Origin of the sequence: Sphaerimonospora sp. CA-214678 (assembly GCF_050942215.1) — a bacterium.
GTDB lineage: Bacteria > Actinomycetota > Actinomycetes > Streptosporangiales > Streptosporangiaceae > Sphaerimonospora.
Map to the genome: position 1 here is coordinate 5,463,329 of NZ_CP192056.1, position 25,256 is coordinate 5,488,584.

At 70.5% G+C, this 25,256-nt stretch carries 21 protein-coding genes; 11 read left to right on the forward strand and 10 right to left on the reverse strand.

Features of this window, described 5'->3' with window-relative positions; all coding sequences use genetic code 11:
- Positions 1-73: 73 nt before the first annotated feature.
- From ACQP1K_RS24360 to ACQP1K_RS24370, 3 genes are all read right to left on the reverse strand, one after another.
- Positions 74-1,381 carry a C40 family peptidase gene (locus ACQP1K_RS24360; protein ID WP_433498013.1) on the reverse strand — a complete coding sequence of 436 codons (1,308 nt, stop codon included), beginning with the start codon at positions 1,379-1,381 and terminating at the stop codon, positions 74-76.
- Between the two features lie 154 nt (positions 1,382-1,535).
- Positions 1,536-2,036: a transcription elongation factor GreA gene (gene greA / locus ACQP1K_RS24365; RefSeq protein WP_433498014.1), complete on the reverse strand. Its 501-nt coding sequence runs from the start codon at positions 2,034-2,036 to the stop codon at positions 1,536-1,538.
- A gap of 98 nt (positions 2,037-2,134) precedes the next feature.
- Complete coding sequence (locus ACQP1K_RS24370) at positions 2,135-2,590, reverse strand: DUF4307 domain-containing protein (RefSeq protein ID WP_433498015.1); 456 nt, start codon at positions 2,588-2,590, stop codon at positions 2,135-2,137.
- Positions 2,591-2,729: 139 nt separating this feature from the next.
- Between ACQP1K_RS24370 and mca the strand changes: the two genes are divergently transcribed.
- Genes mca through ACQP1K_RS24385 form a run of 3 tightly spaced genes read left to right on the forward strand, consistent with a single transcriptional unit; the run spans position 2,730 to position 4,090 of the window.
- Positions 2,730-3,611, forward strand: a complete 882-nt coding sequence (mca, locus tag ACQP1K_RS24375) for a mycothiol conjugate amidase Mca (RefSeq protein WP_433498016.1) — start codon at positions 2,730-2,732, stop codon at positions 3,609-3,611.
- A gap of 9 nt (positions 3,612-3,620) precedes the next feature.
- The gene (locus ACQP1K_RS24380) at positions 3,621-3,803 is read left to right on the forward strand and encodes a hypothetical protein (protein ID WP_433498017.1); all 183 of its coding nucleotides are present in this window, start codon (positions 3,621-3,623) and stop codon (positions 3,801-3,803) included.
- Positions 3,800-4,090, forward strand: a complete 291-nt coding sequence (locus tag ACQP1K_RS24385) for a GNAT family N-acetyltransferase (RefSeq protein ID WP_433498018.1) — start codon at positions 3,800-3,802, stop codon at positions 4,088-4,090. Before ACQP1K_RS24380 ends, ACQP1K_RS24385 begins: the two co-directional genes overlap by 4 nt.
- Before the next feature lie 21 nt (positions 4,091-4,111).
- On the opposite strand, the gene ACQP1K_RS24390 is transcribed toward ACQP1K_RS24385, so the two are convergent.
- Entirely contained in the window at positions 4,112-5,290 is a 1,179-nt protein-coding gene (locus ACQP1K_RS24390) for a hypothetical protein (RefSeq protein ID WP_433498019.1), read from the reverse strand.
- A 163-nt stretch (positions 5,291-5,453) separates the two neighbouring features.
- Between ACQP1K_RS24390 and ACQP1K_RS24395 the strand changes: the two genes are divergently transcribed.
- Both ACQP1K_RS24395 and ACQP1K_RS24400 read left to right on the forward strand, forming a co-directional pair.
- Positions 5,454-7,451, forward strand: coding sequence for a thioredoxin domain-containing protein (locus ACQP1K_RS24395; protein ID WP_433498020.1), 1,998 nt, complete (start codon positions 5,454-5,456; stop codon positions 7,449-7,451).
- Between the two features lie 68 nt (positions 7,452-7,519).
- The gene (locus ACQP1K_RS24400) at positions 7,520-8,446 is read left to right on the forward strand and encodes a hypothetical protein (RefSeq protein ID WP_433498021.1); all 927 of its coding nucleotides are present in this window, start codon (positions 7,520-7,522) and stop codon (positions 8,444-8,446) included.
- A 10-nt stretch (positions 8,447-8,456) separates the two neighbouring features.
- Here ACQP1K_RS24400 and ACQP1K_RS24405 read toward each other — a convergent pair whose 3' ends face one another.
- Together ACQP1K_RS24405 and ACQP1K_RS24410 are read right to left on the reverse strand one after the other, a co-directional pair.
- Complete coding sequence (locus ACQP1K_RS24405; RefSeq protein ID WP_433501638.1) at positions 8,457-10,649, reverse strand: transglycosylase domain-containing protein; 2,193 nt, start codon at positions 10,647-10,649, stop codon at positions 8,457-8,459.
- A 309-nt stretch (positions 10,650-10,958) separates the two neighbouring features.
- Complete coding sequence (locus ACQP1K_RS24410) at positions 10,959-11,426, reverse strand: Lrp/AsnC family transcriptional regulator (protein ID WP_433498022.1); 468 nt, start codon at positions 11,424-11,426, stop codon at positions 10,959-10,961.
- A 96-nt stretch (positions 11,427-11,522) separates the two neighbouring features.
- On the opposite strand from ACQP1K_RS24410, the gene hppD reads away from it, so the two are divergent.
- On the forward strand, positions 11,523-12,626 hold the full coding sequence (gene hppD / locus ACQP1K_RS24415; RefSeq protein ID WP_433498023.1) for a 4-hydroxyphenylpyruvate dioxygenase: 1,104 nt from the start codon (positions 11,523-11,525) through the stop codon (positions 12,624-12,626).
- A gap of 172 nt (positions 12,627-12,798) precedes the next feature.
- Positions 12,799-14,304, forward strand: coding sequence for a M1 family metallopeptidase (locus ACQP1K_RS24420; protein WP_433498024.1), 1,506 nt, complete (start codon positions 12,799-12,801; stop codon positions 14,302-14,304).
- Between the two features lie 32 nt (positions 14,305-14,336).
- Here ACQP1K_RS24420 and ilvA read toward each other — a convergent pair whose 3' ends face one another.
- The 3 genes from ilvA to ACQP1K_RS24435 form a co-directional block, all read right to left on the reverse strand.
- Positions 14,337-15,551 (reverse strand): threonine ammonia-lyase, encoded by a 1,215-nt coding sequence (ilvA, locus tag ACQP1K_RS24425; RefSeq protein WP_433498025.1) that lies wholly within the window; start codon positions 15,549-15,551, stop codon positions 14,337-14,339.
- A gap of 87 nt (positions 15,552-15,638) precedes the next feature.
- Positions 15,639-16,646, reverse strand: coding sequence for an ROK family protein (locus ACQP1K_RS24430; protein ID WP_433498026.1), 1,008 nt, complete (start codon positions 16,644-16,646; stop codon positions 15,639-15,641).
- A 61-nt stretch (positions 16,647-16,707) separates the two neighbouring features.
- Complete coding sequence (locus ACQP1K_RS24435; RefSeq protein WP_433498027.1) at positions 16,708-17,892, reverse strand: FIST signal transduction protein; 1,185 nt, start codon at positions 17,890-17,892, stop codon at positions 16,708-16,710.
- 154 nt (positions 17,893-18,046) lie between these two features.
- Between ACQP1K_RS24435 and ACQP1K_RS24440 the strand changes: the two genes are divergently transcribed.
- The 4 genes from ACQP1K_RS24440 to ACQP1K_RS24455 all read left to right on the forward strand — a co-directional run bounded on the left by ACQP1K_RS24440 (position 18,047) and on the right by ACQP1K_RS24455 (position 23,864).
- On the forward strand, positions 18,047-19,441 hold the full coding sequence (locus tag ACQP1K_RS24440) for a sigma 54-interacting transcriptional regulator (protein WP_433498028.1): 1,395 nt from the start codon (positions 18,047-18,049) through the stop codon (positions 19,439-19,441).
- The gene (locus tag ACQP1K_RS24445; protein ID WP_433498029.1) at positions 19,438-21,381 is read left to right on the forward strand and encodes a hypothetical protein; all 1,944 of its coding nucleotides are present in this window, start codon (positions 19,438-19,440) and stop codon (positions 21,379-21,381) included. Before ACQP1K_RS24440 ends, ACQP1K_RS24445 begins: the two co-directional genes overlap by 4 nt.
- Positions 21,382-21,887: 506 nt before the next feature.
- Complete coding sequence (locus ACQP1K_RS24450) at positions 21,888-22,319, forward strand: hypothetical protein (RefSeq protein ID WP_433498030.1); 432 nt, start codon at positions 21,888-21,890, stop codon at positions 22,317-22,319.
- A gap of 327 nt (positions 22,320-22,646) precedes the next feature.
- Complete coding sequence (locus ACQP1K_RS24455) at positions 22,647-23,864, forward strand: MFS transporter (protein WP_433498031.1); 1,218 nt, start codon at positions 22,647-22,649, stop codon at positions 23,862-23,864.
- Positions 23,865-23,868: 4 nt separating this feature from the next.
- Here ACQP1K_RS24455 and ACQP1K_RS24460 read toward each other — a convergent pair whose 3' ends face one another.
- On the reverse strand, positions 23,869-25,008 hold the full coding sequence (locus ACQP1K_RS24460) for a cystathionine gamma-synthase (RefSeq protein WP_433498032.1): 1,140 nt from the start codon (positions 25,006-25,008) through the stop codon (positions 23,869-23,871).
- Positions 25,009-25,256 lie beyond the last annotated feature (248 nt).

The following is a 25,256-nucleotide window of genomic DNA, read 5'->3' on the forward strand; positions in this document are numbered from 1 at the left end:
AGTTCGCGCCAGAGCCACTACGGGTGGGTTACCGGACCCCGGCCAAGGTTCGTGGGGATCCCACCGGGGAGCGTCAGCGGACGCGGGCGGAGATCCCGGGGCTGACCCGCACCACGCCGGCGAGGTTCTTGGTGTAGATGGGGGCGATCTTGACCACGTCCCCGGTGCGCGGGGCGTGCAGCATCTTCCCGTCGCCCCAGTAGATCGCCACGTGGGAGATATAGCGGGGGTTGGTCGGATCGTTGCGCCAGAACAGCAGGTCTCCGGGCCGGGCCTGGGAGAGCGGGATCTGCGGCCCCGTCGCCCACTGCTGCGCGGCCACCCGGGGCATCCGCACCCCCGCCTGCCGGTAGGCCCACTGCACCAGCCCGGAGCAGTCGAAGCTGTTCGGGCCCTCGGCCCCCCAGACATAGGGGCGGCCGAGCCTGCCGACGGCGGCACGCAGCGCGACCTGGAGCTGCTGGGGCGACATGAAGGCGGTCGCCGGCCAGGCGGTCGTGCCGCGCGGGGCGACCACCACCGGGTTGATCGTCGCGACCTGGCTGCCCTTGGGCAGGATCTTCAGCAGCCGCCTGCGTAACTTCGCCGAGTCGACGTCGGGCGCGCTCACGACCATCGCGTTGCCCTCGGGGATGCCGAGCGACCGGGCGGTCCGCCGGGACACCACAGCGGCGATCGATCCCATCCCGACCGTGGCGTAGGCCCCGACCCGCAGCCGCAGCCCGCCCCCGTCCACCGTCGAGCCGAGCTCGACGCCGCCGTCGTGGCCCAGTTCGAACGACACCGCCACGTCCCCGGCCGCGATGTTCTGCCACAGCCCGTCGGAGCCCGCCGTCTTCGACGGGGTGTACGCACGGAACGTCGACGGATCGACGCCCATCGTCTGCACCCGCTTGCCGTCGATGCGCACCTCGGCGGCGTCGGTCACCTCGGCCGCCTTCACACCCGTCTGGCGTCGGACCTTCGCCACGACCTCGGCCGCGAGCGGATGGGCTGACACCACGAAGAGATGCGGGGAGATCAGCCGCGTCAGCGGCGCCACCGGGTCGGCGACGCCCTGCCGTTCGGCGTCGTTCCCGGGCGGTCCCTGCGCCCCTGAGCCTCCGGCGGCCGCATGGCCTCCCGTGCCCTCACCGCCCCCGCCGGCCCGTTCCGCCGCGGCTACGTATCGGCTGTGCTGTCGCCGTACCACCGGCCCGTCGGCCTGCTCCATCGCCTCGAAGCGGAGGAGGATCACGAGGTCGGCCGCCAGGATCGACGCCAGGAGCACGGCGATGAGGGAGACCGTTCTGCGCAGGCCCACGGCCCGGCGCACGGGGTCGACCGGGGTCCGCCGGGGGAATACGAGGACCCGCGCCCGGACATGCTCGAGCACGAGCACCCCCCTCTCCCCGGCATCGGGCGGATCACGCCCGGGACATCCTGGTCCGTTCCAGGATGAGATTGCCGTAAGAGCCGGGAATCTCGCAATCCACGAGACTCCCGGCTCTTCGCCGGAAAGGGGAGTCTTCCGTTACCTCAAGCGCTTCGGTGGCTCAATTGCCGACGTACGGCACGGCCTCGAGGATCTCGACGGTGTTCTGTCTGCCGTTGGGCAGCGTGTAGGTCGCCTTCTCGCCGATCTTCTTGCCGTTGATGGCGGAACCAAGGGGGGAGTTCGGCGAGTAGACGTCGATGGGGGAACCGCTCTCCTCGCGGGAGGCCAGCAGGAAGGTGACCTCCTCCTCGTCTCCGCCGAAGCGGACGGTGACGGTCATGCCGGGCCCGACGACGCCTTCGGTGCGGGGGGCCTCCCCGACCTTGGCGGTGTCCAGGATCTGGCGCAGGTGGAAGATCCTGGCCTCCATCTTGCCCTGCTCGTCCTTGGCGGCGTGGTAACCGCCGTTCTCCCTGAGGTCGCCCTCTTCCCGAGCGGCTTCGATCTTCTTGGCGATCTCAATGCGACCCGGGCCAGAAAGCTCTTCGTACTCCTTCTTGAGACGGTCGTACGCCTCTTGCGTCAGCCAGGTGACGTTTTCGTTCTGGGAGACGGCCACGGGCTCTCCTTGTTTCCGTAAGTGACTCGAAAGATGGGTCGTGTCCCCGCTGATATGCGGAGACCCTACCCGTCTTCGAACGCTTCCCAAAGATTCCACTATACGAGATCGCAGTAGTCGACATAGACCGCCGTGGCCTGCGAAGTCGTCTTCAGCCGTTCCTTCAGGGTCAGTTCTGCCTTACCCGCGGGAACATCGATCACGCGGCTGCCGACCTCCGCGTGCCCGGTGTCCAGCGCGCGCAGACGGCAGGTCGCCGCACGGTCGGCGGGCTTGTGCACGGTGAAGGTGATCTCGGCGGAATCGGCCGCGCTCGCGTCGAAGGTGATCACCTGAGGCCTCACCAGGGGGTTGCCGGTGGCGGTCAGCATGACGTACCCCCAGCCGCCGGCGAGGACGGCGACGACCAGGGCGATGACGAGATATACCAGGAAACCTCCGCGGAGCCGGGGACGCGGTGGGAACTCTTCCGGCGTGCCGAGAATGGGCCGCTCCCCGGCCGCTCCCGCATCGGCTCCCGTGGCCGCCCCGGCAGCGGCCTTGTCGCTGGGCATCGCGGAATCTCCCTGATGTTCGTCGGTGTTGTGCGAGACGATCGTCTGAGCCGCGGCTCCGAACGCGAAGCGGATCGGAGCATGCGGCTCATTAGAAGCTAACCTCTTCTGCGGACCCAGCACACCATTGAGGAGAGCCGTGAGTGCATCGTTGAGGCTGATGGCCGTGCACGCGCATCCCGACGACGAGTCGAGCAAGGGCGCGGCGACGATGGCCAGGTACGTCGCGGAGGGCGTGGAGGTCCTCGTCGTGACCTGTACCGGAGGTGAACGCGGCTCCATTCTGAACCCCAAGATGGATCGGCCCGACATCCTGGAGAACATCGGCGAGGTCCGCAGGCAGGAGATGGCTGAGGCGCGTAAGATCCTCGGCGTCGAGCAGCGCTTCCTCGGTTTCGTCGACTCCGGACTTCCCGAGGACGAGAACGAGCCGCTTCCCGACGGCTGCTTCGCGCTCCAGCCGCTGGAGACGGCCTCGGCCCCCCTCGTCGCCGCCGTACGGGAGTTCCGCCCCCACGTGATCTTGACGTACGACGACAACGGCGGCTATCCGCACCCCGACCACATCATGACGAACCGGGTGTCCGTCGAGGCCTTCGAGTCGGCCGGGGACCCGGACCGCTACCCCGGCACCGGCGATCCATGGCAGCCGCTGAAGCTCTACTACCACATGGGCTTCACCCGGGAGCGCTTCGAGGCGCTGCACGAGGCGATGACCGCGCGCGGGATCGGCTCGCCGTACGCCGACTGGATCGCCCGCTGGGAGGACCGCCCGCAGAAGTGGGACGTCACCACCAAGGTGCCGTGCGCCGCCTACTTCGAGACCAGGGACCGCGCCCTGCTCGCGCACGCCACCCAGGTCGATCCGGACGGGTTCTGGTTCGTCTGCCCCCGTGAGGTCCAGGAGGAGGTCTGGCCGACCGAGGACTACCACCTCGCGAGGTCCCTGGTCGACACCACGTCGCCGGAGGACGACCTCTTCACGGGGATCCACGCGGGGGTCTCCCCCACCTGCTCCTAAGCTTGAGGAGTGGAGCAAACGAATTACGGCCCGGGGATCCTCGCGTTCCTCGTCATCGCCGGAATCGGTCTGGCCCTGTTCTTCCTGATCAAATCGATGAACCGGCAGATGGCCAAGATCCAGACGCCGGACGACAGGCACGAGAACGGCACGCGAGCGAACGGCACGCGAGCGAACGGCGGCGACGAATGATCGAGGTCGCCCACAACCCCGAGGCATCGCGGTACGAGATCAGGGTGGACGGGGTCCTCGCGGGCTTCGCCGACTACCGCACCAGGCCCGGGGCGAGGATGGTGTTCACTCACACGGAGATCAGCGAGGAGTTCGGGGGCAGAGGACTGGGCAGCCGGCTCATCCGCGAGGCCCTCGACTCCGCGCGGGCCGCAGGGGCCACGGTCACCCCGCTGTGTGAATTCGTGGCCGAATACATCCGGCGTCACCCGGAATATCAGGACTTGGTGGAGATCCCCGGGGCGTAACCGGCCGCGCCGCTTACCGCTTCACCGTGCCGACCAGGCACGTTCGAGGGCCTTGGGCAGCCCCCACCAGCCGAGCGGAGTGAACACCTCCGCCTTGTCGACGATGCCGAGATGCGCCCACAGAGGCGTGACGGCCGTGAACAGCATCTCGGTCGCCTCCAGGTCCTCCGGCTCGTCCGGCTCGACGTCGACGTCCTCGGAGTCGGCTATGAACCGGGCGATCCGCTCGGGCGAGGCGAGCACGCCCGGGCCGTACCGGGCCAGTGCGATCACCGTGGCGAGCCAGTCGGCGTAGTTGATGGCGCACAGCGAGGCGAGGGTCGAATCCTCGTGGCTGAGCTCGCGGTCCAGATCGAAGAACCGGGCGGCGTCCTCCTCGTCCGGGAGGTCGGAGATCGGGGCGGCGATCCCGGCGGCGACGGTGAGCCACAGGTCCTCGTCGCATTCGGGCAGCGCGTCCGCGCTCGGAATCCCGCCTTCCGGCAGGTCCCCGTCCAGCCCGGCCACGGCACGCAGGATGTTGCCCGGGTAGCCGGGGCGGGTCAGCGTGACACGCAGCCTCGCCGCGGCCGACCGGAGATCGGCCGCGGGGAAGGGCGGCTCCGGCAGGTCGGCCAGCACCCGGCGCAGCTCGCCCAGCGCGAAGGCCTCCTCCTCGTCCCACGCCGCGAAGAGCTCCTGATCCTGCTCGTCGTTGACCACCACGTTCGGCACGCGGCCGTCGGGAAGCGGCGTGCCGAGCCAGCGTTCCTGGAGCTCCTCGTAGGCGTCCCGCGCCAGCGGGTCGCCGGCGGCCAGCGCGTCCGCGTCGATCTCGCCGGCCGCCAGCCGCTCCTCCAGGAACGCCACCAGCCGCTCGTACATCTCGGTCGCCACCGGACCGCGCTCGTCCTCCTCCGGCCAGAGGAAGTAGCCGCGGGTCAGCATGATCGGCTCGGTCCCGCTCGACTCCAGCCAGTGCCGTACCTCGCCCACCGTGGCGACGCCGGACTCGATCTTCGTGAGGATCGCCTTGGCCGACTCCCAGAACACGGTCGACAGCGGGTTGCCCGTAGCGACGAGCTCCCTGCGCAGGTCGGGAAGGGAGACCAGGGCCTGCCCCGAGGGCACGGCCAGCAGTGCCCGCGCCACGTCCCGCCGGGTCAGCGCGGACGGTGCGCGCCCCGAATGCCTTACGGCGAAGTCCAGATCCAGCCCCACGCCCAGTGAGCCTACGCCCGCCGTCGGCGGAACACATCCCCCCGGGTCGCTCTGGCGTCTCTCGCCCTCGTAAGGGAACGATCATCCCCGCTTTGCCCTCGGCCGTACGGCTCACGCAGACTGGAGGGGCCAGCACCGTGCATGCCGGAGAGGATGATCCCGAGTGAACCGGCTGAAGGACGCGACCAGTCCCTATCTGCTGCAGCACGCGGACAACCCGGTCGACTGGTTCGCCTGGGGCGAGGAGGCGTTCGAGGAGGCTCGGCGGCGCGACGTCCCGCTGCTGATCAGCGTGGGTTACTCGGCGTGCCACTGGTGCCACGTGATGGCGCACGAGTCGTTCGAGGACGAGGCGACGGCCCGGCTCATGAACGAGCTGTTCGTGAACGTGAAGGTCGACCGCGAGGAGCGGCCCGACGTCGATGCCGTCTACATGGCGGCCACACAGGCCATGACCGGTCAGGGCGGCTGGCCGATGACCGTGTTCGCCACCCCGGATGGTCATCCGTTCTATACCGGGACTTACTTCCCTCGACCCCATTTTCAGCAGCTGCTGCGGGGAGTCGCCCAGGCGTGGCGGGAAGACCGCTCGGGCGTCGTCACCCAGGGCTCGAAGGTGGTGGACGCACTGGGCGATCGGTCCGCGCTGCCCTCGGGGCCGCTGCCCGACGAACGGCTTCTCGGCCATGCCGTACGCAACCTCGCGGAGAGCTTCGACGAACGGCGCGGCGGCTTCGGCGGCGCGCCCAAGTTCCCGCCGTCGATGGTCCTGGAGTTCCTCCTCCGGCACGCCGCCGCCACCGGCGGCGACGGCATGACCATGGTCGACAAGACCATGGAGGCGATGGCCAGGGGCGGCGTATACGACCAGCTCGGCGGCGGTTTCGCCCGCTACTCGGTGGACGCCGGCTGGGTTGTGCCGCACTTCGAGAAAATGCTCTACGACAACGCCCTGCTGCTGCGGGTCTACGCCCACTGGTGGCGCTCGACCGGCTCACCGCTGGCGCGGCGGGTCGCGCTGGAGACCGCCGACTGGCTGCTGCGCGAGATGCGCACGCCGGAGGGCGGCTTCGCCTCCGCGCTGGACGCCGACAGCGCCGGCCCGGACGGCGGCCACGGTGAGGGGCTCTTCTACGTCTGGACGCCCGACCGGCTCCGGGAGGTGCTCGGCGCGGAGGACGGCGCCTGGGCGTCCGCGCTGTTCGCGGTCACGGCAGCGGGCACGTTCGAGCACGGGACGTCCGTGCTCCAGCTCCTCACCGACCCCGACGATCCGGCCCGGTTCGACCGGGTCCGTACGGCACTGCGTGCGGCACGCGAGCAGCGGCCCAGGCCGGGGCGGGACGACAAGGTGGTCGCCGCGTGGAACGGCCTGGCGATCGCCGCGCTGGCCGAGGCCGGCACGCTCTTCCAGCGTCCCGACCTGATCGAGGCCGCACGCGGCGCGGCCGAGCTCCTCGCCGATCTGCACGTCACGGCACGGGGCCCGGCGCGGCTGCTGCGGACCTCGCGCGACGGACGGGCCGGCGCCAACGCCGGCGTGCTGGAAGACTACGCGAACGTCGCGGAGGGCTGTCTCACGCTTTACGGCATCACCGGCGAGATCAGGTGGTTCCACATGGCGGAGGACCTTCTGGAGACGGTGCTCATCCACTTCCCCGACGGGTCGGGCGGCTTCTTCGACGTGCCCGACGACGGCGAACGGCTGTTCCAGCGGCCACAGGATCCGACCGACAACGCCTCGCCGTCGGGGCAGTTCGCGGCGGCCGGAGCGCTGCTGTCGTACGCCGCGCTCACCGGCTCGGCACGGCATCGTGACGCGGCCGAGGCGGCACTCGGCGCGGTCTCCGTGCTCGCGGGGAAGTTCGCCAGGTTCGCCGGCTGGGGTCTCGCCATCGCCCAGGCCGCGTTGTACGGCCCGGCCGAGGTGGCGATCGTCGGGCCGCCCGGCGACCCCGCGACGGAGGCGCTGCACCGGGCCGCCGTGCTGGCCGCCACCCCCGGCCTGGTCATCGCGCGTGGTGACGGCTCCGCCGACGTTCCGCTCCTGGAGGGACGCGGCATGATCGGCGGGGAGCCCGCGGCGTACGTCTGCCGCCGGTTCACCTGCCGCGCCCCCGTCACCTCCCCCGCGGACCTACGCGCGGAACTCGCCCGCTGAGCCCGTGACGACGGACGATCGCACGAACGAGCCTTACTCGTCGTACTCGTCGGATAACGTTCAGTGCCATGCCGTCCCTTCTGCATGACACGCTCAACCTGATGTTCCGCAACCGGCCGGAGCTCGCCGTGGAGATGCTGCGCGATCATCTCGGCGTCGACGTGCCCGGCGGGCTTCCGGTCCAGTTGGCGAGCAACGAGCTCAACGACCGCCCGTCCAAGGACCTGTATCCCGACACGGTGATCACGATCGGTCCGCGGCACGATCCCAGGCACGCCGTCATCGTGGAGATCCAGCAGAAGCTGGATGCGGCCAAGCGCGATCAGCTGCCGCGATACGCCGCCGCGCTGTGGTTACAGGTGAACCGACCGGTCACGGTGCTCATGATCTGCCCGGACGCGGGAACCGCCACGTGGGCGACGACACCGATCGACACCGGCCTGCCCGGCTACAGCCTGCGGTGCGAGGTGATCGGCCCGGAGCAGATCCCGCCGGTCACCGACCCGGCGGAGGCGGCGGCGCATCCCGAACTGGCCGCCATGTCGGTGATGGCGCACGGGGAGCATCCGCCGGTGGCAGAGGCGTTCATGAGTGCGCTTCAGCACCTGCCCACCGAACACGCTCCGCAATATTATGAATACGCATACCGTCTGGCCTCACATGCTGCCCGACACGTGATGGAGAAGATCATGGAATCAGCTTCGACCACCTGGCCGGTCTACAGCCCCTTCGCCCGCAAGCACTTCGGCGCGGGCAAGACAGAAGGCCTGGCGGAAGGCCTGGCGGAAGGCCTCGCGGAAGGCCTCGCGAAGGGCGAGGCCAGGGCGGTGCTGACCATCCTGGAGGTGCGGGGCATTCCGGTCTCCGATGCCGAGCGCGCCCGCATCACCGCCTGCACGGACCTCAAGCAGCTCGACGAGTGGGCCCGGCGTGCCGTCACCGCCACCTCCACCGGCGACCTGTTCAGCGACGAACGGGAACACCCGGCCGGATAGCCGGGCGCCGTCAGGGGACGGCCAGGGGCTGGGCGGGTGAGCTGTCGGCTTCGAATCCGGGAGGGTCGTCCGGCCAGTCTCCGGGGTTCGCGGTCGGCTGCGGCACGGGGGACGCTCCCGGGCGGGTGCTCTGTCCCCCGCCACCACCCGGTGTCCGGCCGGGGGTCTGGCCGCCCGGCGGCTGACCATCCGGTGTCCCGCCATCGGGCGTCTGCCCGGCCTGGCCCTCGCCGTCGGGGCCCTGCGGCATGGTCTGGTCGTACGGATCTTCCGTACCCGCCTCCGATGGAACGGGCGTGGGTGGGCCGGACGGGTCGGGGTAGCCGAACTCGACGCCGTTCCGGTCGGGGCTGTGCCGGTCGGAATCGGGGCCCATCGCGTAGGCGTCCCAAAAATTGTTGGGATTCCAGGTGACGGGCGGCGGGAACTCCTTGGCCGGCTTGCCCTCCAGGGCACCGGTCATGAAGGTCCGCCAGATCTGCGCGGGCAGCGTTCCGCCGTACAGCTCGCCCCATCCGGGGATCCGCACCGGCTTGTTGTCGTCGCGGAACATGTTGACGGCGACCGACAGCTGGGGAACGTATCCGGTGAACCAGACGGCCGCCGACTCGTCGGTGGTCCCGGTCTTGCCGGCGACCGGCCGGTCGGGCAGGGCCGCCGCCGTACCGGTGCCGCCGCGGACCACCTGCTGCAGGGCGTAGGTCGCGTCCGCCGCGGTGCTCGCGCTGAACGCCCTCCGCTCCGGCGCGGTGAACTTCCGCGTGTTCCCTGCTGCGTCGGTCACCTCGCGGATCACGTGGGCGTCGCGGTGGATGCCCCCGGCCGCGAACGTGCCGAAGCCCGAGGCCTGCTGGACAGCGCTCACCGACGCGGTGCCCAGGGGGAATGTGGGGAACGCCTTCTGCTGGGCGAGCTGCTCCGCCGGAATCCCGGCCGCCTCCGCCGCGGCCGCGACCCTGTCCAGGCCGACCTTCTGCCCGAGGTCGACGAACGCGGTGTTGACCGAGCCGCGGGTCGCCTCGACGAGAGTGATGGCCGAGCCGTACGACCTGCCTCCGGCGTTGGGGATCTCGGCCGAGCCGATCGTCAGAGGCGAGTCGCCGTAGACGCGGGTGCCGAGCCCGTAGCCCGCTTCGAGGGCCGCGGCCAGGGTGTACGGCTTGAACGTCGACCCGGCCTGGACCTTGGCGGAGAAGGCGTTGTCGTACTGCGTGGTCGCGAAGTCGCCGCCGTAGAACGCGCGTACCTCACCGGTCGCCGGGTCGACGGCGGCCAGGCCCGTACGGACCTTCTTGGGGGTGCCGTCGGGCAGGACCGACGTGACGGCCTCCCTGGCCAGCCGCATCAGCCTCCGGTCGAACGTCGTGGTGATCTTCAGACCGCCCTGGTTGATGTCCTCGTCGCTGTAGCCGAGGCGGTTGAGCTCGGCGCGCACCTGGGCCAGCATGTAGCCGTCCTGGCCGGTCGTCGTCAGCGGCGGCTTCTGCTCGGCCGGCTCGGGGAACGTCTGACGACCCGCCTCCGCCCGGCCGAGCGCGCCGATCTCGACCATGCCGTCGATCACCGACCGCCACCGGGCCCTGACCACCTCCAGGTCCGCCCCTGCGGGGTTGGCGAAGCGGCTCGGCTGCTGGATGACCGCGGCGAGGTAGGCCCCCTGGGCCACGTCCAGGTTCTGCACATCCGTGTCGAAGTAGGCCCGGGAGGCGGCCTGGACGCCGTGCGCGCCGCGGCCGAAGTAGATCGTGTTGAGGTACTGCTCCAGCACCCAGTCCTTCGACTTCGAGCGGTCCACCTTCAGCGCGATCATGATCTCTTTGAGCTTGCGCGAAATGGAGCGTTCCTGCCCGATGCCGCTGTAGTAGTTGCGTACCAGCTGCTGGGTGATCGTCGAGCCGCCCTGGAGCTGCCGGCCGGTGAGCGTGGACCACACGGCGCGGGCGGTGCCCGAGACCGAGACGCCCTTGTCCCGGTAGAACGTGCGGTTCTCGGCCGCGATGACGGCTTCCCGCACCGGCTTCGGCACCTGGGCGAGCGGCACGTTCTCCCGGTTCACCCCCTGCTTGGCCAGGATGTTCTTGCCGTTGCGGTAGTAGATGACCGAGCCCTCGGCGGTCGCGTCCTTCTTCGTGCTGTCGGGGATCGGCGTGAGTAACCAGATGACGCCGAACGCCACCGCCAGCACGACGAGACCCGAGATCATCACGACGAGGAGGGTTCGCAGCCTTCTTCTCCGCCGCCGGGACCGCGGCGGAGCCCCGGCGGCGGAGCCGGCCTCCGGCCCCTCCGGACCCCCCGAACGCAGCGCGTGCATCGGCACCGTGTCGTGCAGGGGACCTCTGCCGTCACCGTGATCCCCGGGACCGCCCCGGCGCATGGGGCCTCTGCCGCCGCTGTCCACGCGTTTCCCCCCGAAACGTGCACGTACACCTGTGAGCTGGGGGGATGAGTTCCACGGTAAACGATGGCCCGCCGTGCTCGACGACGAGCCCATGGCGACAGGTGGGGAAGCCTATCCCCCGGCCGTACGTACCAACGGCAGGATCCGGTACGGCACAGGCGTGTCGAGAGCGATTACCGACGATGTCCGTACCACCCCCTGAACATCGACGATGAGGTCGATGACACGCTGGAGGTCGGCGTTGTCGCGTGCCACCACCCGGCACAGCATGTCGCCGCCTCCGGTTATCGTGTGCGCCTCCAGCACCTCGGGGATGAGCGCGAGCTGGTCGGCCACCGGCACGTGCCCGGCGACCTGCCGAATCTGCAGCGTCACGAACGCGGTCACGCCGAAGCCGAGCGCGGCCGGATCTATGTCGGGACCGTACCCGGTGATCACCCCGCGGGCGGCCAGCCGGTCGAGTCTGGCCTGCACCGTGCCCCTGGCCACGCCGAGCCGGCGTGAGCATTCGAGCACGCCGATACGCGGCTCCGTCGTCAGCAGAGAGACGATCCGGGCATCGAGCTGATCAATCGTCACAACATCTACCTTCGGTCAGGCCTACTGGTTATACACATTGTCCACTAATTCAATCCACGCTTGCACAATTTGGCCAGCCAGCCTGACAGTGGGCCTATGAACGATGTCTTTCCGGTGAACGGCATGGACGCGGTCGTCTTCGCGGTCGGCAACGCGAAGCAGTCCGCCCACTACTACTCGACGGCGTTCGGGATGCGCCTGGTGGCCTACCGCGGCCCGGAGAACGGCAGCCCCGACGAGGTGGCGTACGTGCTGGAGTCCGGTTCCGCGCGCTTCGAGCTGCGCGGCGCCGTACGGCCGGGCACCGCCGTCGCCGAGCACGTGGCCGCGCACGGCGACGGCGTCATCGATCTCGCACTCGACGTGCCGGACGTGCCGGCCGCCTACCGGCACGCGCTCTCACAGGGGGCGCACGGACTGGCCGAGCCGTACGTCGTGGAGGACGAGCACGGCAAGGTGATGATCGCGGCGATCGCCGCCTACGGCGAGACCCGGCACACGCTCGTCGACCGGTCCGGCTATCACGGCCCCTACCTGCCGGGGTACGTCGCGGCCGAGCCCGTCGTGGCGGGCCCCGACGTCAGGAACGGCAGGCTCTTCCAGGCGGTCGACCACTGCGTCGGCAACGTCGAGCGCATGGAGGAGTGGGTCGAGTTCTACGAGCGGGTCATGGGCTTCACCAAGATGGCGGAGTTCATCGGCGACGACATCGCGACGGACTACTCCGCGCTGATGTCCAAGGTCGTCGCCGACGGCACCCGCAAGGTCAAGTTCCCGCTGAACGAGCCCGCGGTGGGCAGGCGCAAGTCGCAGATCGACGAATACCTCGAGTTCTACGGCGGGCCCGGTGTGCAGCACATCGCGCTGGCCACGAACGACATCCTGGCCACCGTCGACCACATGCGGAAGGCCGGCGTGGAGTTCCTGGACACGCCCGACTCCTACTACGACGATCCCGAGCTGCGCGCCCGCATCGGCCGGGTCCGGGCGCCGATCGAGGAGCTCAAGAAGCGGCGGATCCTGGTCGACCGCGACGAGGACGGCTATCTGCTGCAGATCTTCACCAAGCCCGTGGTCGACCGCCCGACGGTGTTCTTCGAGCTCATCGAGCGGCACGGCTCGCTCGGGTTCGGCAAGGGCAACTTCAAGGCCCTGTTCGAGGCCATCGAGCGCGAGCAGGAGCGGCGGGGCAACCTCTGACCCGAAATCTGACGGACTTTGCCCTGACATCGGCGTGATGGGCAGTTTGCCAGGCGTGATTCAGCGATCCGCTGGGGAATGGAAGACTTTTTGCCCTTCTCCGGCTTTGATCGGCGAACGGCGCGGTGATCAAAGGAGCCAAGTCCTCCTCCTCGCATAAGGTGGCCTGGCCATGTCCGCGCACCGTCGCCCCACCACGTCCGTGACCGCCGCGCTCGCGGCAGCGGTCCTCGCCGTCACCACCGCCTGCTCGGGCGCGGTGGCCGCGCCCGATGCGGCCCCCACGGCCGCGCCGGGCGACGTCCGGGGCGGCGGGCGGACCGGCCCGCTCGCCTCGCTCGTCTCGGGCACGGTGGGCGCGGCGGGCATCGGCGACCCCTCCTTCCCCGGGGACGGCAACGGCGGCTACGACGTACGGCACTACCTGCTGCGGCTGTCCTTCGACCCCACCACCAAGCGACTGGCCGGCAGCGCGACGATCCGGGCGAAGGCCCTGCACGACCTGACCTCGTTCAACCTCGACCTGCGCGGGCTCACGGTGAGCCGGGTCACGGTCGACGGTGCGGTCGCCGGGTTCGGCCGCCGAGACGACGAGCTGACCGTACGCCCGGCGGGCCGGATATCCAAGGGCGACAGATTCGAGGTGCTGGTCGACTACTCGGGACTGCCGGAGCCGATCCGCGACTACGTCAACCTCGGCACGTACGGGTTCGTACCGACCGCCGACGGATCGTTCGTGACCTCGGAGCCGAACGGGGCCAAGACGTGGTTCCCGTCCAACGACCACCCGGCCGACAAGGCCACCTACGACTTCGAGATCACCGTCCCCGCCGGGCTGACCGCGATCGCCAACGGCGAGCTCGACGGCGAGCCGAAGACGGCCGACGGCAAGACCACCTTCGTGTGGCGGGAGAAGCACCCGATGGCCAGCTATCTCGCCACGATGACGACCGGGAGATTCGAGGTACGCACCGGTAAGACCGCGAAGGGCGTGCCGATCTACACGGCCGTCGCCCCGGTCTTCCGCAATTCGCTCGACAGCCTGTACGCCGAGACGGCGAAGATCACCGACTACTGGTCGACCGTGTTCGGGCCCTACCCGTTCTCCTCCACCGGCGGCGTGATCGATGACTACTCCTCCGGCTATGCGCTGGAGAACCAGACAAAACCGATTTACGGCGGATTCTCCCCACAGAGCGGCATCATCGCCCATGAACTCGCCCATCAGTGGTTCGGCGACAGCGTGAGCATCACCAGGTGGAAGGACCTATGGCTGAACGAGGGCTTCGCCAGCTACGCGGAGTGGCTCTGGGCGGAGCACCGCGGCGAGGACACGGCCGACACCCTGTTCCAGCGCCACTACGCGAACACCGCCGACCCCATGTGGAGCTACCCGCCGGGCGCGGCCCGCGCCACCGACCTGTTCAACACCTCCGTCTACGTGCGCGGCGCGATGACGCTGCACGCGCTGCGCAAGGAGATCGGCGACGCCGTGTTCTTCCCGCTGCTGAAGAAGTGGACCGCCGAGCACCGGTACGGCAATGCCACGACCGAGCAGTTCATCGCGCTGGCCGAGCAGATGTCCGGCAAGAAGCTGACCTCCCTCTTCGACGCCTGGCTCTTCGCGCCCGACCGGCCCGCCCTCCCCGGCGTCACCCCCCGCCCGTCCCCGCGGTGATCCCGCGCGCGCCCGCCGGAAAGGGCGACAGCTCAGGAGAAGTGCAGCTTGTGGCCGTCACCGCGGAGGGCGGCGAGCACCTCGTCGCAGTGCGTGGGCCCCCTGGTCTCCAGTTGCAGCAGCACCTCGACCTCGTCCAGGTGCGACCGGGAGCCCACCCGCTCGTGCACGACGTCGAGCACGTTGGCCCCGAGCTCGGCCAGCCTGTGCAGGAGCGCGGCGAGCGCGCCGGGCCGGTCGGTCAGCCGGATCCGGAAGGCCAGATAGCGCCCGGCCGCCGCGAGGCCGTGCCGCAGCACCCGGGCGAGCAGCAGCGGGTCGATGTTGCCGCCGGACACCACGGCGACGACCGGCGGGTCGAACGCGTGCGGCTGGTCGAGCAGCGCGGCGACCCCGGCGACCCCGGCGGGCTCGACGAGCAGCTTCGACCGCTCCAGGCAGAGCAGCAGGGCCCGCGACAGCGACTCCTCCGACACCGTGACGACCCGGTCGACCAGGTAGTGGATCAGTTCGAACGGCAGATCGCCCGGCCGCCCGACCGCGATGCCGTCCGCCATCGTCGAGGTCGGCTCGACCATGACCGGGTGACCGGCCGCGAGCGACTCCGGATAGGCGGCGGCCCGCTCCGCCTGCACGCCGATCACCCTGATGCCCGGCCGCAGCGACTTCACGGCGAGTGCCACGCCGGCCGCCAGGCCGCCACCGCCGATCGGCAGCACGATCGTGGCCGCCTCCGGCAACTGCTCCAGGGCCTCCAGCCCGACCGTGCCCTGACCGGCCACCACGTCGGGATGATCGAACGGATGGATGAACACCGCGCCGGTCCTGTCGGCGTGCTCCCGTGCCGCCTGGAGCGCCATGTCGACCGTGTGACCGGCGAAGACGACGTCGGCGCCGTACGCCCTGGTGGCCTCCACCTTGGGCAGCGGGGCGCCCTCGGGCATGTAGACGGTGGACTTGGCCCCGAGCAGCGTGGAGCCGAGCGCCACGCCCTGGGCGTGATTGCCCGCGCTGGCCGCGACCACCCCCCTGGCCCGCTCGTCGTCGGTGAGCCTGGCGATCCGGACGTACGCCCCGCGGATCTTGAACGATCCGGCCCGCTGGATGTTCTCGCATTTGAGATGGACGGGACCGCCGGCCGCCTCGGACAGCACACGGGAGTGCAGCATCGGAGTCTGGACGGCCACGCCCTTGAGCAGCTCGCGCGCGGCGACGACATCGTCGTACGTCACCTGTGGGACAACCATGCGCCAATCCTCGCAGCACGAGCCGGTCCGCGCCGACGAGACCACGGCCCCGACGCAGGTCGCCGCACGGCGTCCACACCGTCGGCTTCACCTCCCGATGACGGCGGCTCCGGCCGACCAGTAGGAACCGGCGGCCAGGATGAGCGCGGCGGCGCCCACGAGACCGGCGTCCTGACCGAGCCCGGCCGGGACGACACGGACCCGGGCGGCGAACTCGGTGCGGGTGTGCTCGCGCAGCGCCTCCCGGAGCGGGTCGAACAGCAGCGGCCCCGCCTGGGACAGGCCGCCGCCGATGGTCACCAGATCGAGGTCGCAGAGGTTGGTCGCCGAGGCGATCGCGACGCCGAGGGCCCGCCCGGCCCGGGCCATCGCGGCCAGCGCGATCTCGTCGCCGGCCGCGGCGTCGGCGGCCAGCCGCCGTGCGGTCGCCGTCCCCGCCTCGCTGTATCCGCCCGTGCCCGGCTCCGGCGGCTCCCCCGGCGACCAGCCCCGGGCCACCGCCCAGGCGGCGAGGCCCGGACCGCGGGCGACCGCCTCGAGGCAGCCGAGCGCACCGCAGCCGCACCGCGCCCCGCCGGGCTCGACCACCACGTGCCCGATGTGCCCGGCGTTGCCGGTCCCGCCGTCGATCAGCCGCCCGCCCAGGATCAGCCCGCCGCCCACCCCGGTGGAGACGACCATGCCCAGCATGTTGTCGCTCCCCCGCCCGGCGCCGCGCCAGTGCTCGGCGATCGCGAGACAGATCGCGTCGTTGTGGATCCGCACCGGAAGGCCGGGGAAGCGCCGGGCCAGCCGCTCACGCAGCGGGAACCCCCGCCAGCCCGGGATGTTGAGCGGCGACACCACCCCGTCCGGCCAGATCATCGGGCCGCCGCAACCGACGCCCACCCCGGCGAGGTCCTCGGGCGCGCCCACGTCGTCGATCAGACGGTCGATCAGCCCGGCGAGCGCCGACCAGAGGGTCTCCGCGTCCGCTCCTGGCGGGGTCGCGGCACGCCGGTCCGCGATCACCTGCCCGTCCCGCCCGACCAGGCCCACCGCGAGCTTGGTGCCGCCGACGTCGGCGGCCAGCACAGATCCCGTCGCATGCGTCACACGCACATCCCAGTGCCCGCCGCCGGGCCGGGTCAAGCGACGCCCGGGCAGAACCCGGCCGTCACCTGATCGCCTGCCCACCCGAGAAGACCAGCAGGGACGCGGTGAAACCATGGACGTGGTTGTGGCCGCTGACCGGGCCCATCTCCCCAGCGGCGAAGAATCCCGCCACCCCGATCGGGCCGAGCATGTCCCGTACGGCGAGCGCGTCGTGATCGGCCGACCCGAACATCGCCGATCCCCGGCCGTTGCAGGAGAACAGCAGCGCGCCGTCGATCCGGCCGGCTCGCTGCACGTGCGCGTCGAGCAGCGAGTAGAGATCCTCGTCGGCGGTCTCGGCGTCCCTGACCTGGAAGCGTACGGTCCTGCCGATGTCCAGCACGTCGCCGACCGCGACGGCCTCGCGCTCGGGATCGATGCCGATGACGCCCCTGATGAGGAAGTCGCCGCGCTCGTGGCGCTCGGCGTACTCGTCCATCACCACGCCGATCTGTAAGCCGGAGGCGACCAGCTCGCGATCCTCCTCGTCGAGGGCGCTCACGATGTCCTCCAGACGGGCGAGCGCCGGCTGGCCGGCCAGTTCGAGCAGCAGATTCTCCTCGGCGCGTGTGACGACCATGGAGGGGCCGATCGGGCGGCAGCCCTGGCTCACCACGGTGCCGACGTTCATCGGACCGCTGAGCACTGCTCCGATCGCGCCCTCGGTGTGCACCTCTCCGTCGGCGAACAGTCGCACCGAGCCGCGGCCGCCGAGTCCGTTGGCCAGGCCGCCGACGATCGGCAGGTCGCCCAGCACATCGCCCGAGTGCTCGATGAACGCGTCGGCGGGGAAGGTGTACGGATCCGCCAGCAGGATGGCCGCCCGATCGTCGGGACCGCGCTCCGGCAGGCCCACGACCACGAACCGGTCCGCGGTCCGCACCGTGTCCAGGGCGAACGTGGCCACTTCGCCGCCGCCGAATGAGGCGGCCCAGGCGCTCACGGCCGGCTGGAGCTCGACCCCCTGGGCGTCCCCGATCACGCCGGTCGCGCTGCAGCCGATCACCCGGGCCTCCGGCACCATGGCCATCGCCCGCAGGCCCGCCCGGGTCAGCTCGTCGGGATCGTCTCCGCAGATGAAGAAGCACACCAGGTCAGGCGGGCACGACAGGCCGGCCAGCGCCTGGCGGACAGCGGCCTCCGCCGTCTCCACCAGGTCGGCGCCAACGACGAGACCGTCGGCGAAGCGGCTGGTGATCACCGCCATGAGTCTCGCCCCTCTCAATCAACAGTCAGAGTCTTCTTGGCCATTTCTCCCCACTGACAAGGCGTCAACGCACGTAATCCTCACAGGATTGCGGAGGATCGGGCTGCCGGATCACGACATGCCGACGTAGTCTCGTCAGGTGCACAAATCGCCCATGCCTGCTTCCGGCACTCTGCGCGAACTGCGCGACAGTGGTCACCGGCACCGCACGGTCAAGACCGAGATCAGAGAGAACCTCCTAACCCGGCTCAGATCGGGCGAGCCCCGGTTCCCCGGCATCGTCGGCTTCGACGAGACCGTGCTGCCCCACCTGGAACGGGCCCTGATCGCGGGGCACGACCTGGTGCTGCTCGGCGAGCGCGGCCAGGGCAAGACCCGGCTCATCCGTACGATCACCGAGCTGCTCGACGAGTGGTCGCCGGTCGTGGCCGGCTGCGAGATCAACGACCATCCGTACGCCCCGGTGTGCGTGCGCTGCGTACGGCTCGTCGCCGAGCTCGGCGACGACCTGCCGGTGGCCTGGCTGCACCGGGAGGACCGGTACGGCGAGAAGCTGGCGACGCCCGACACCTCGGTCGGCGACCTGATCGGCGACGTCGACCCCATCAAGATCGCTGAGGGACGCACGCTGGGTGACCCGGAGACCGTTCACTACGGCCTCGTGCCGCGTACGAACCGCGGCGTCTTCTCGGTCAACGAGCTGCCCGACCTGGCCGAGCGCATCCAGGTCGCGCTGCTCAACGTGCTGGAGGAGCGGGACGTCCAGGTCCGGGGGTACAACCTGCGGCTGCCGCTCGACATCCTGCTGATCGCCAGCGCCAACCCGGAGGACTACACCAACCGCGGCCGGATCATCACGCCGCTGAAGGACCGGTTCGGCGCGGAGATCCGCACGCACTATCCCCGATCGATCGAGGACGAGCTGGTCCTGATCCGTCAGGAGGCCGCCCTGGAGGAGCTCGGCGCCGACCTTCCCGATCACCTGCTCGAGGTGATCGCCAGGTTCACCCGGCTGGTACGCGAGTCGACCGCGGTCGACAGCCGGTCGGGCGTGTCCGCCCGGTTCTCCATCGCGGCGGCCGAGACCGCCGCCGCCTCGGCCGTACGGCGTGCCGCGCTGACCGGGGAGGAGCGGCCGGTCACCCGGGTCTGCGACCTGCCGCAGGTGGTGCACACGCTGCGTGGGAAGGTCGAGTTCGAGGTCAGCGAGGAGGGCCGGGAGATCGAGGTGCTCGGCCACCTGCTGCGCCGGGCGACCGCCGAGACGTTCCGGGGCACGATCGGCGGGGCCGACCTGACGTCGCTGCTGGACAGGTTCGGCGAGGGCGCCCGGGTCGAGTCGGGCGAGCTGGTCGCGGCCCACGAACTGCTGCGCAGGATCGGGCGGGTCGACGGACTCTCGAAGATCATGTCCGGGCTGGGCATGGGTGAGGGCGACGAGTCTCCGGGCCACGCCGCCGCGGCCCTGGAGTTCGCGCTGGAGGGGCTCTACCTGATGCGCCGGCTGTCCAAGGACGAGGTGGCGGGGGGAGCGGTTTACCGGACGTGACCGGATCCTACGCTTACCGGGAATATCATGACGGGCCGGACCCGCTGGCCCCGCCGTACGACGTGCGCTCGGCGCTCGACGACATGGGCGACGCGATCCTGTCGGGGTCCACGCCGCTCGACGCGCTGCGCGACCTGCTCCGGCGCGGCCTACCCGGAGCGCCGGATCGGCGCGGGCTGGACGACCTCCTCCGGGAGGTACGGCGACGCCGCGGCGAGCTGCGGGAGAGCACCCGGCTCGACGGCACCCTGGAGCGGGCCCGGGCGCTGCTGGACAAGGCGATCGGCCAGGAACGGGCGGAACTGACGCCGGACGACGACGGCCGGTTCCGGGAGGCGCTCCTCGACGCGCTGCCGTCCGACACCGCCCGCGCGATCCGGGAGCTGGCCGGCTACGACTGGCGCTCGGCCGCCGCGCGGCGGACGTTCGAGGAGCTGCGCGACCTGCTGCGCCGGGAGGTGCTCGACAGCCGGTTCCGTGGCATGCGCGAGGCGCTGACCGATCCGGACCCGGCGGCGATGGAGCGCGTCCGGCGGATGATGTCCGATCTGAACGACATGCTGGAGCGGGACGCGCGAGGTGAGCACACCCAGGAGGACTTTGACCAGTTCATGGGGAAATACGGGGACATGTTCCCGGAGAACCCGCGCAACTTGACGGAACTGGTCGATCAGCTCGCCCGCCGCGCCGCCGCCGCACAGCGGCTGCTCGCCTCGCTCACCCCGCGGCAGCGCGCGGAACTGACCGCGCTGATGGAGCACACGCTGGAGCAGGCCGGCCTGACCGAGCAGATGCGCCGGCTCGGCGACGCCCTCTACGCCCGCCGCCCCGACCTCGACTGGGGGACGCCGGAGCGGATGTCCGGCGATCGGCCGACGGGCATGGGCGACGCGGTGAACGCGCTGCAGGAGCTCGCCGACCTGGGCGACCTGGAGGCCACGCTCCGGCAGGACTACCCCGGCGCGCGGCTCGACGACATCGACGAGGAGGCGATCCGCCGGGCGCTCGGCCGGTCCGCCGTCGACGATCTGGAGGCCCTGCGACAGGTCGAGCGTGAGCTGGAGGCCCAGGGCTACCTCCGGCGGCATCGCGGCAAGCTGGAGCTCACCCCGAAGGCGGTGCGCCGGCTGGGCGAGACCGCGCTGCGCCGGGTGTTCTCGTCCCTCGACTCGGGCCGCCGCGGCGACCACGACCAGCGTGATGCCGGAACGGCCGGGGAGCCGACCGGCTCCAACCGGCCCTGGCGGTTCGGCGACGAACAGCCCATCGACGTCGTACGCACGGTCGTCAACGCCGTACGGCGGGGCGGCCGGCCCCCGGTGACCCTGTCCGTCGACGACTTCGAGGTGGCCGAGACCGAGCGCAGAAGCGCCGCCGCGGTGTGCCTGCTGGTCGACCTGAGCTACTCGATGGCCCTGCGCGGCACCTGGGCCGCGGCCAAACAGACCGCGCTGGCGCTCCAGGCGCTGGTGGCGGCCAGGTTCCCGCAGGACGCTGTGCAGATCATCGGGTTCTCCAACTACGCGCGGGTGCTGCGTGCCGACGAGCTCGCCGGACTGGAGTGGGACATGGTGCAGGGCACGAACCTGCACCACGCGCTGCTGATCGCGGGCCGCCATCTCGACCGCCACCCCGACTTCGAACCGGTCGTCCTGGTGGTCACCGACGGTGAGCCGACCGCACACCTCATGCCGAACGGCGTGCCGCGCTTCGACTGGCCGCCGTCGCGGGAGACGCTGACGCTGACCCTCGCCGAGGTCGACAAGATGACCAGGCGACGGGCCACCATCAACATCTTCATGCTCGCCCCCGACGACAGGCTTCGCGAGTTCGTCGACGAGATCGCCCGGCGCAACGGCGGCCGCGTCTTCTCCCCCGACGCCGACCGCCTCGGCGAGTACGTCGTCAGCGACTTCCTCCGCGCCCGCACCCGCCGCTGACCCCCACCCCGTGATCTTGCAGTTTCTCGCAAACCATCCCACTGACCAGCGCGGATCTCACCAGTGATCTTGCAGATACTTGCAGACGAGCCATCTGACCTGCGTTCACCGCATTCGTGATCTTGCAGTTACAAGTGCACGATCACGAACATGAAACCCCTGGCCAAGGCTCAACGTGCGAGCAGTCGCAAGATCACGGGGTTGAGGGGTGGAACATACGATTCGGGGCAGGATATGACCGGCATCTGACCTCGGGCGGTCTGATGCGTGAGTGGCGCATTCTCCACGAGATTCACGATCAACAGGAGCCTCCGGAGGTGCACATCCTCGACATCAGACACCGCGCGGAGGCATGCCGTCAGCGCTGACCTTCATGAGAAGAGTCGCTCCTCAGGGCGGTCGTCACCGCTGCCGCTGGCGGGCCCGGTGGAGCGCCTCGGTGTCGGGAGACCTCCGAGACCGCATCGGAACCGGATCCCGGCCGGGAAAGGCGATAGCCTCGCCGCATGTCGTTCTCCAGCAACCTGCTGCTGTGGCTGCACGTAGGGTTCTCGATCTTCGCGCTCGGGCCGCTGACCGCGGTCACCAGCGTCACCCCTCGCTACATCCGCGCGCACGACGTCAACGTGCTGCGTTATCTCAACCGCTCCACCCGGCTGTTCGGGCTGCTGACGCTGGGCGTGTTCCTCTTCGGAATGCTGCTGGGCGGCGGAGCCCTGGGCCGGCCCTACCTGTCCGCGTCGATGACCCTGTTCATCGTGGCGGGGGCGCTCCTGATGATCATTGAGCGTGATCAGCGTACCGCGATCAAGGCGCTGTCCACCGAGACCACGGAGGACGACGCCAAGGTGCAGACCGGGCGGATTGCCGCTCTCTCCGGCATCACCGCCCTGATCTGGCTGGTCATCCTCGCCCTTATGGTCTTCTTCAACCCTTGACCTCCTCCCCGGCCTGAGCGCCGGGGACTCCCCGCGTCGCCGTGGGGTTCTTACTGCTTCTGCTAGGCCGCGTGCGCGGCGGAGGTTACGGGCGGTGCCGTCGGAGTCGCCTCGCCTGGTCGTACCCGCCCTCCACAGTCGTTCATGCCGTGTCCAGACGGCCCGGCGGCCACGGTCGTACCAGAACCGCGCTGCCCCTCCAGCAGACATCATCGCTCTGAAGCCGAAGGACAGGGCCTTCTGCGGCTTCTTCGTAAAACGATTCCCTCTTCTCCCCTTTGTCCGGTAGAACGTCTTTGGCCCAAAACGGGGGGGGAAGAGGATCGGGTGCACCTTGCGACGCGACGCCGTGCGACCTGGGCGCTGATCGCCCTCGCCGTCGGCGCCTTCGCCTATGTCACCGCCGAGCTGCTGCCCATCGGGCTGCTGACGGTGATGGCCGCCGATCTGCGTCGGTCGCCGGCCGAGACGGGCCTGCTCGTCACCGGATACGCCGCCGTCGTGGTGCTCGCGTCGCTGCCGCTCACCCGGCTCACCCAACGGGTGCCACGGCGCACGCTGCTGATCGTCACCCTGGGCGTGTTCGTCGCCGGGACGCTGCTGACCGCGGTGGCGCCGAACTATCCGGTGCTGCTCGGCGGGCGGCTGCTGGTCGCGGCCACCCAGGCGCTCTTCTGGGCGGTCGCGACCCCGGCGGCCGCCGCGATGTTCCCCCCGGAGTTCCGGGGGCGGGCCATCGCCCGGCTGTCGATCGGCAGCGCGCTCGGGCCCGTCCTCGGCGTACCGACCGGCACCTGGCTCGGCCAGCAGTTCGGCTGGCGGGTCGCGTTGGCCCTGACCGCCGCTGTCGGCCTCGTCACCTGCGTCACCATCGCGAAGCTCATGCCGGGCGACCGGCGGGCAGGGGCCGGCGCGAACGGCCATCAGCCGGGCCGGGGGGCGACGCCGGACGCCCGCCGCTACGCCCTCCTCATCGTCGCCACCGTGGTGGGAGTGGGCGGATACCTCACGGCGTACACCTACATCACCCCGTTCCTGCTCGAGTTCGCCGGCTTCACCCCGTCCGCGCTCAGCCCGCTGCTGCTCGCCTCCGGGATCGCCGGCGTCGGCGGGACGATCGCGATCGGCCGACTGCTCGACACCGGCCCCCGCGCCGCGCTGCTCCTGCCGCTCGCCCTCCTCACCGGCGCGCTGCTCACCCTGTACGCCTTCGGGGCCGTGCCCCCCGTGGCGGTGACCGGCCTCTGCGTCATGGGCCTGTCGTTCAGCGCGCTGGCCGCCGCCATCGCGAGCCGCGGGCTCCAGGTGGCCCCGGGGAGCACGGACATGGCCTCCGCCGGCACCGGCTCGGCCTTCAACATCGGCATCGCGGGCGGCTCGCTGCTCGGCGGCGCGCTCATCGACCACACGGGCGTCCGGAGCGTGACCGTGGCCGGTGCCGTGCTGACCGCGGCGGCACTCGCCGTACTACTGTGCGAACGATGGCTGCCCGCGGCCGGTTCCGCCGCGCCGGGCCGCACCACCCCGGCGCGGAGCGGAAACTAGAGCGTCAGCCCAGGGCCTCGGAGAGGTCGGCCAGAAGGTCGTCCACGGTCTCGATGCCGACGGACAGCCGGACGAGATCGCCGGGGACCTCCAGCGGCGACCCGGCGGCCGACGCGTGCGTCATCCGTCCCGGGTGCTCGATCAGCGACTCGACCCCGCCGAGCGACTCCCCGAGCGTGAACAGCCTGGCGCGGTTGCACACCTCGATCGCGGCCTCCTCGCCCCCGGCGACGCGGAACGACACCATGCCGCCGAAGCGCCGCATCTGCTTGGCCGCGACCTCGTGTCCCGGGTGATCCGGCAGGCCCGGATAGAGCACCTGGGTCACCTTCGGGTGCGACAGCAGCAGGTCGGCCACCCGCTCGGCGTTGTCGCAGTGCCGGTCCATCCGTACGCCCAGCGTCTTCAGCCCGCGCAGGGTCAGCCACGCGTCGAACGGCCCGGCCACCGCGCCCATCGCGTTCTGGTGGTAGGCGAGCCGCTCCCCCAGGTCGGCTGAGCCGGCGACCAGCGCGCCGCCGACCACGTCGGAGTGGCCCCCGACGTACTTGGTCGTCGAGTGGATCACCACGTCGGCGCCGAGCGCCAGCGGCTGCTGCAGGTACGGCGAGGCGAACGTGTTGTCCACCAGCAGCAGCGCACCGGCGTCGTGGGCGACGTCCGCCAGCGCGGCGATGTCCGCGATGCCCAGCAGCGGGTTGGTGGGGGTCTCCACCCAGATCGCCCTGGTCTGCGGCCGTACGGCGGCGCGCACGGCGTCGACGTCACCGATCGGAACCGGGTCGAAGGACAGGCCCCAGCCCTCCAGCACCTTGGCGAACAGCCGGTAGGTGCCGCCGTACGCGTCATCGGGAATCAGAACGTGGTCGCCGGGACGGCACACGGTGCGCAGCAACGTGTCCTCGGCCGCCAGTCCGGACGCGAACGCGAAGCCGCGGACGCCGCCCTCCACGGCGGCGATCGCCTCCTCCAGCGCGGTCCGGGTCGGGTTCGCCGATCGGCTGTATTCATATCCGGCCCGCAGCCCGCCGACGCCGTCCTGCTTGTAGGTCGAGACGGCGTAGATGGGCGGCACGACCGCGCCGGTGTGCGGATCCGCCTCCTGGCCTGCGTGGATGGCCAGCGTTTCGAAGCCATGGTTCATGCCGTCGAGACTAGCCGCAGCAGGAACCACCCACCCGTCCTCGCCCTTCCCCACCCCGTCCACCCACCCCACCCACCCCACCCACCCCACCCACCCCACCCACCCCGTGATCTTGCAGTTTCTCGCAGGCCACCCTCTTGACCTGCACGGAACAGCTTGGTGATCTTGCAGTTTCTCGCACGCGAGGCACCTGAACTGCGGCGACGCGTTTCGTGATCTTGCAGTCGCCAGTGCAAGATCACGCATGG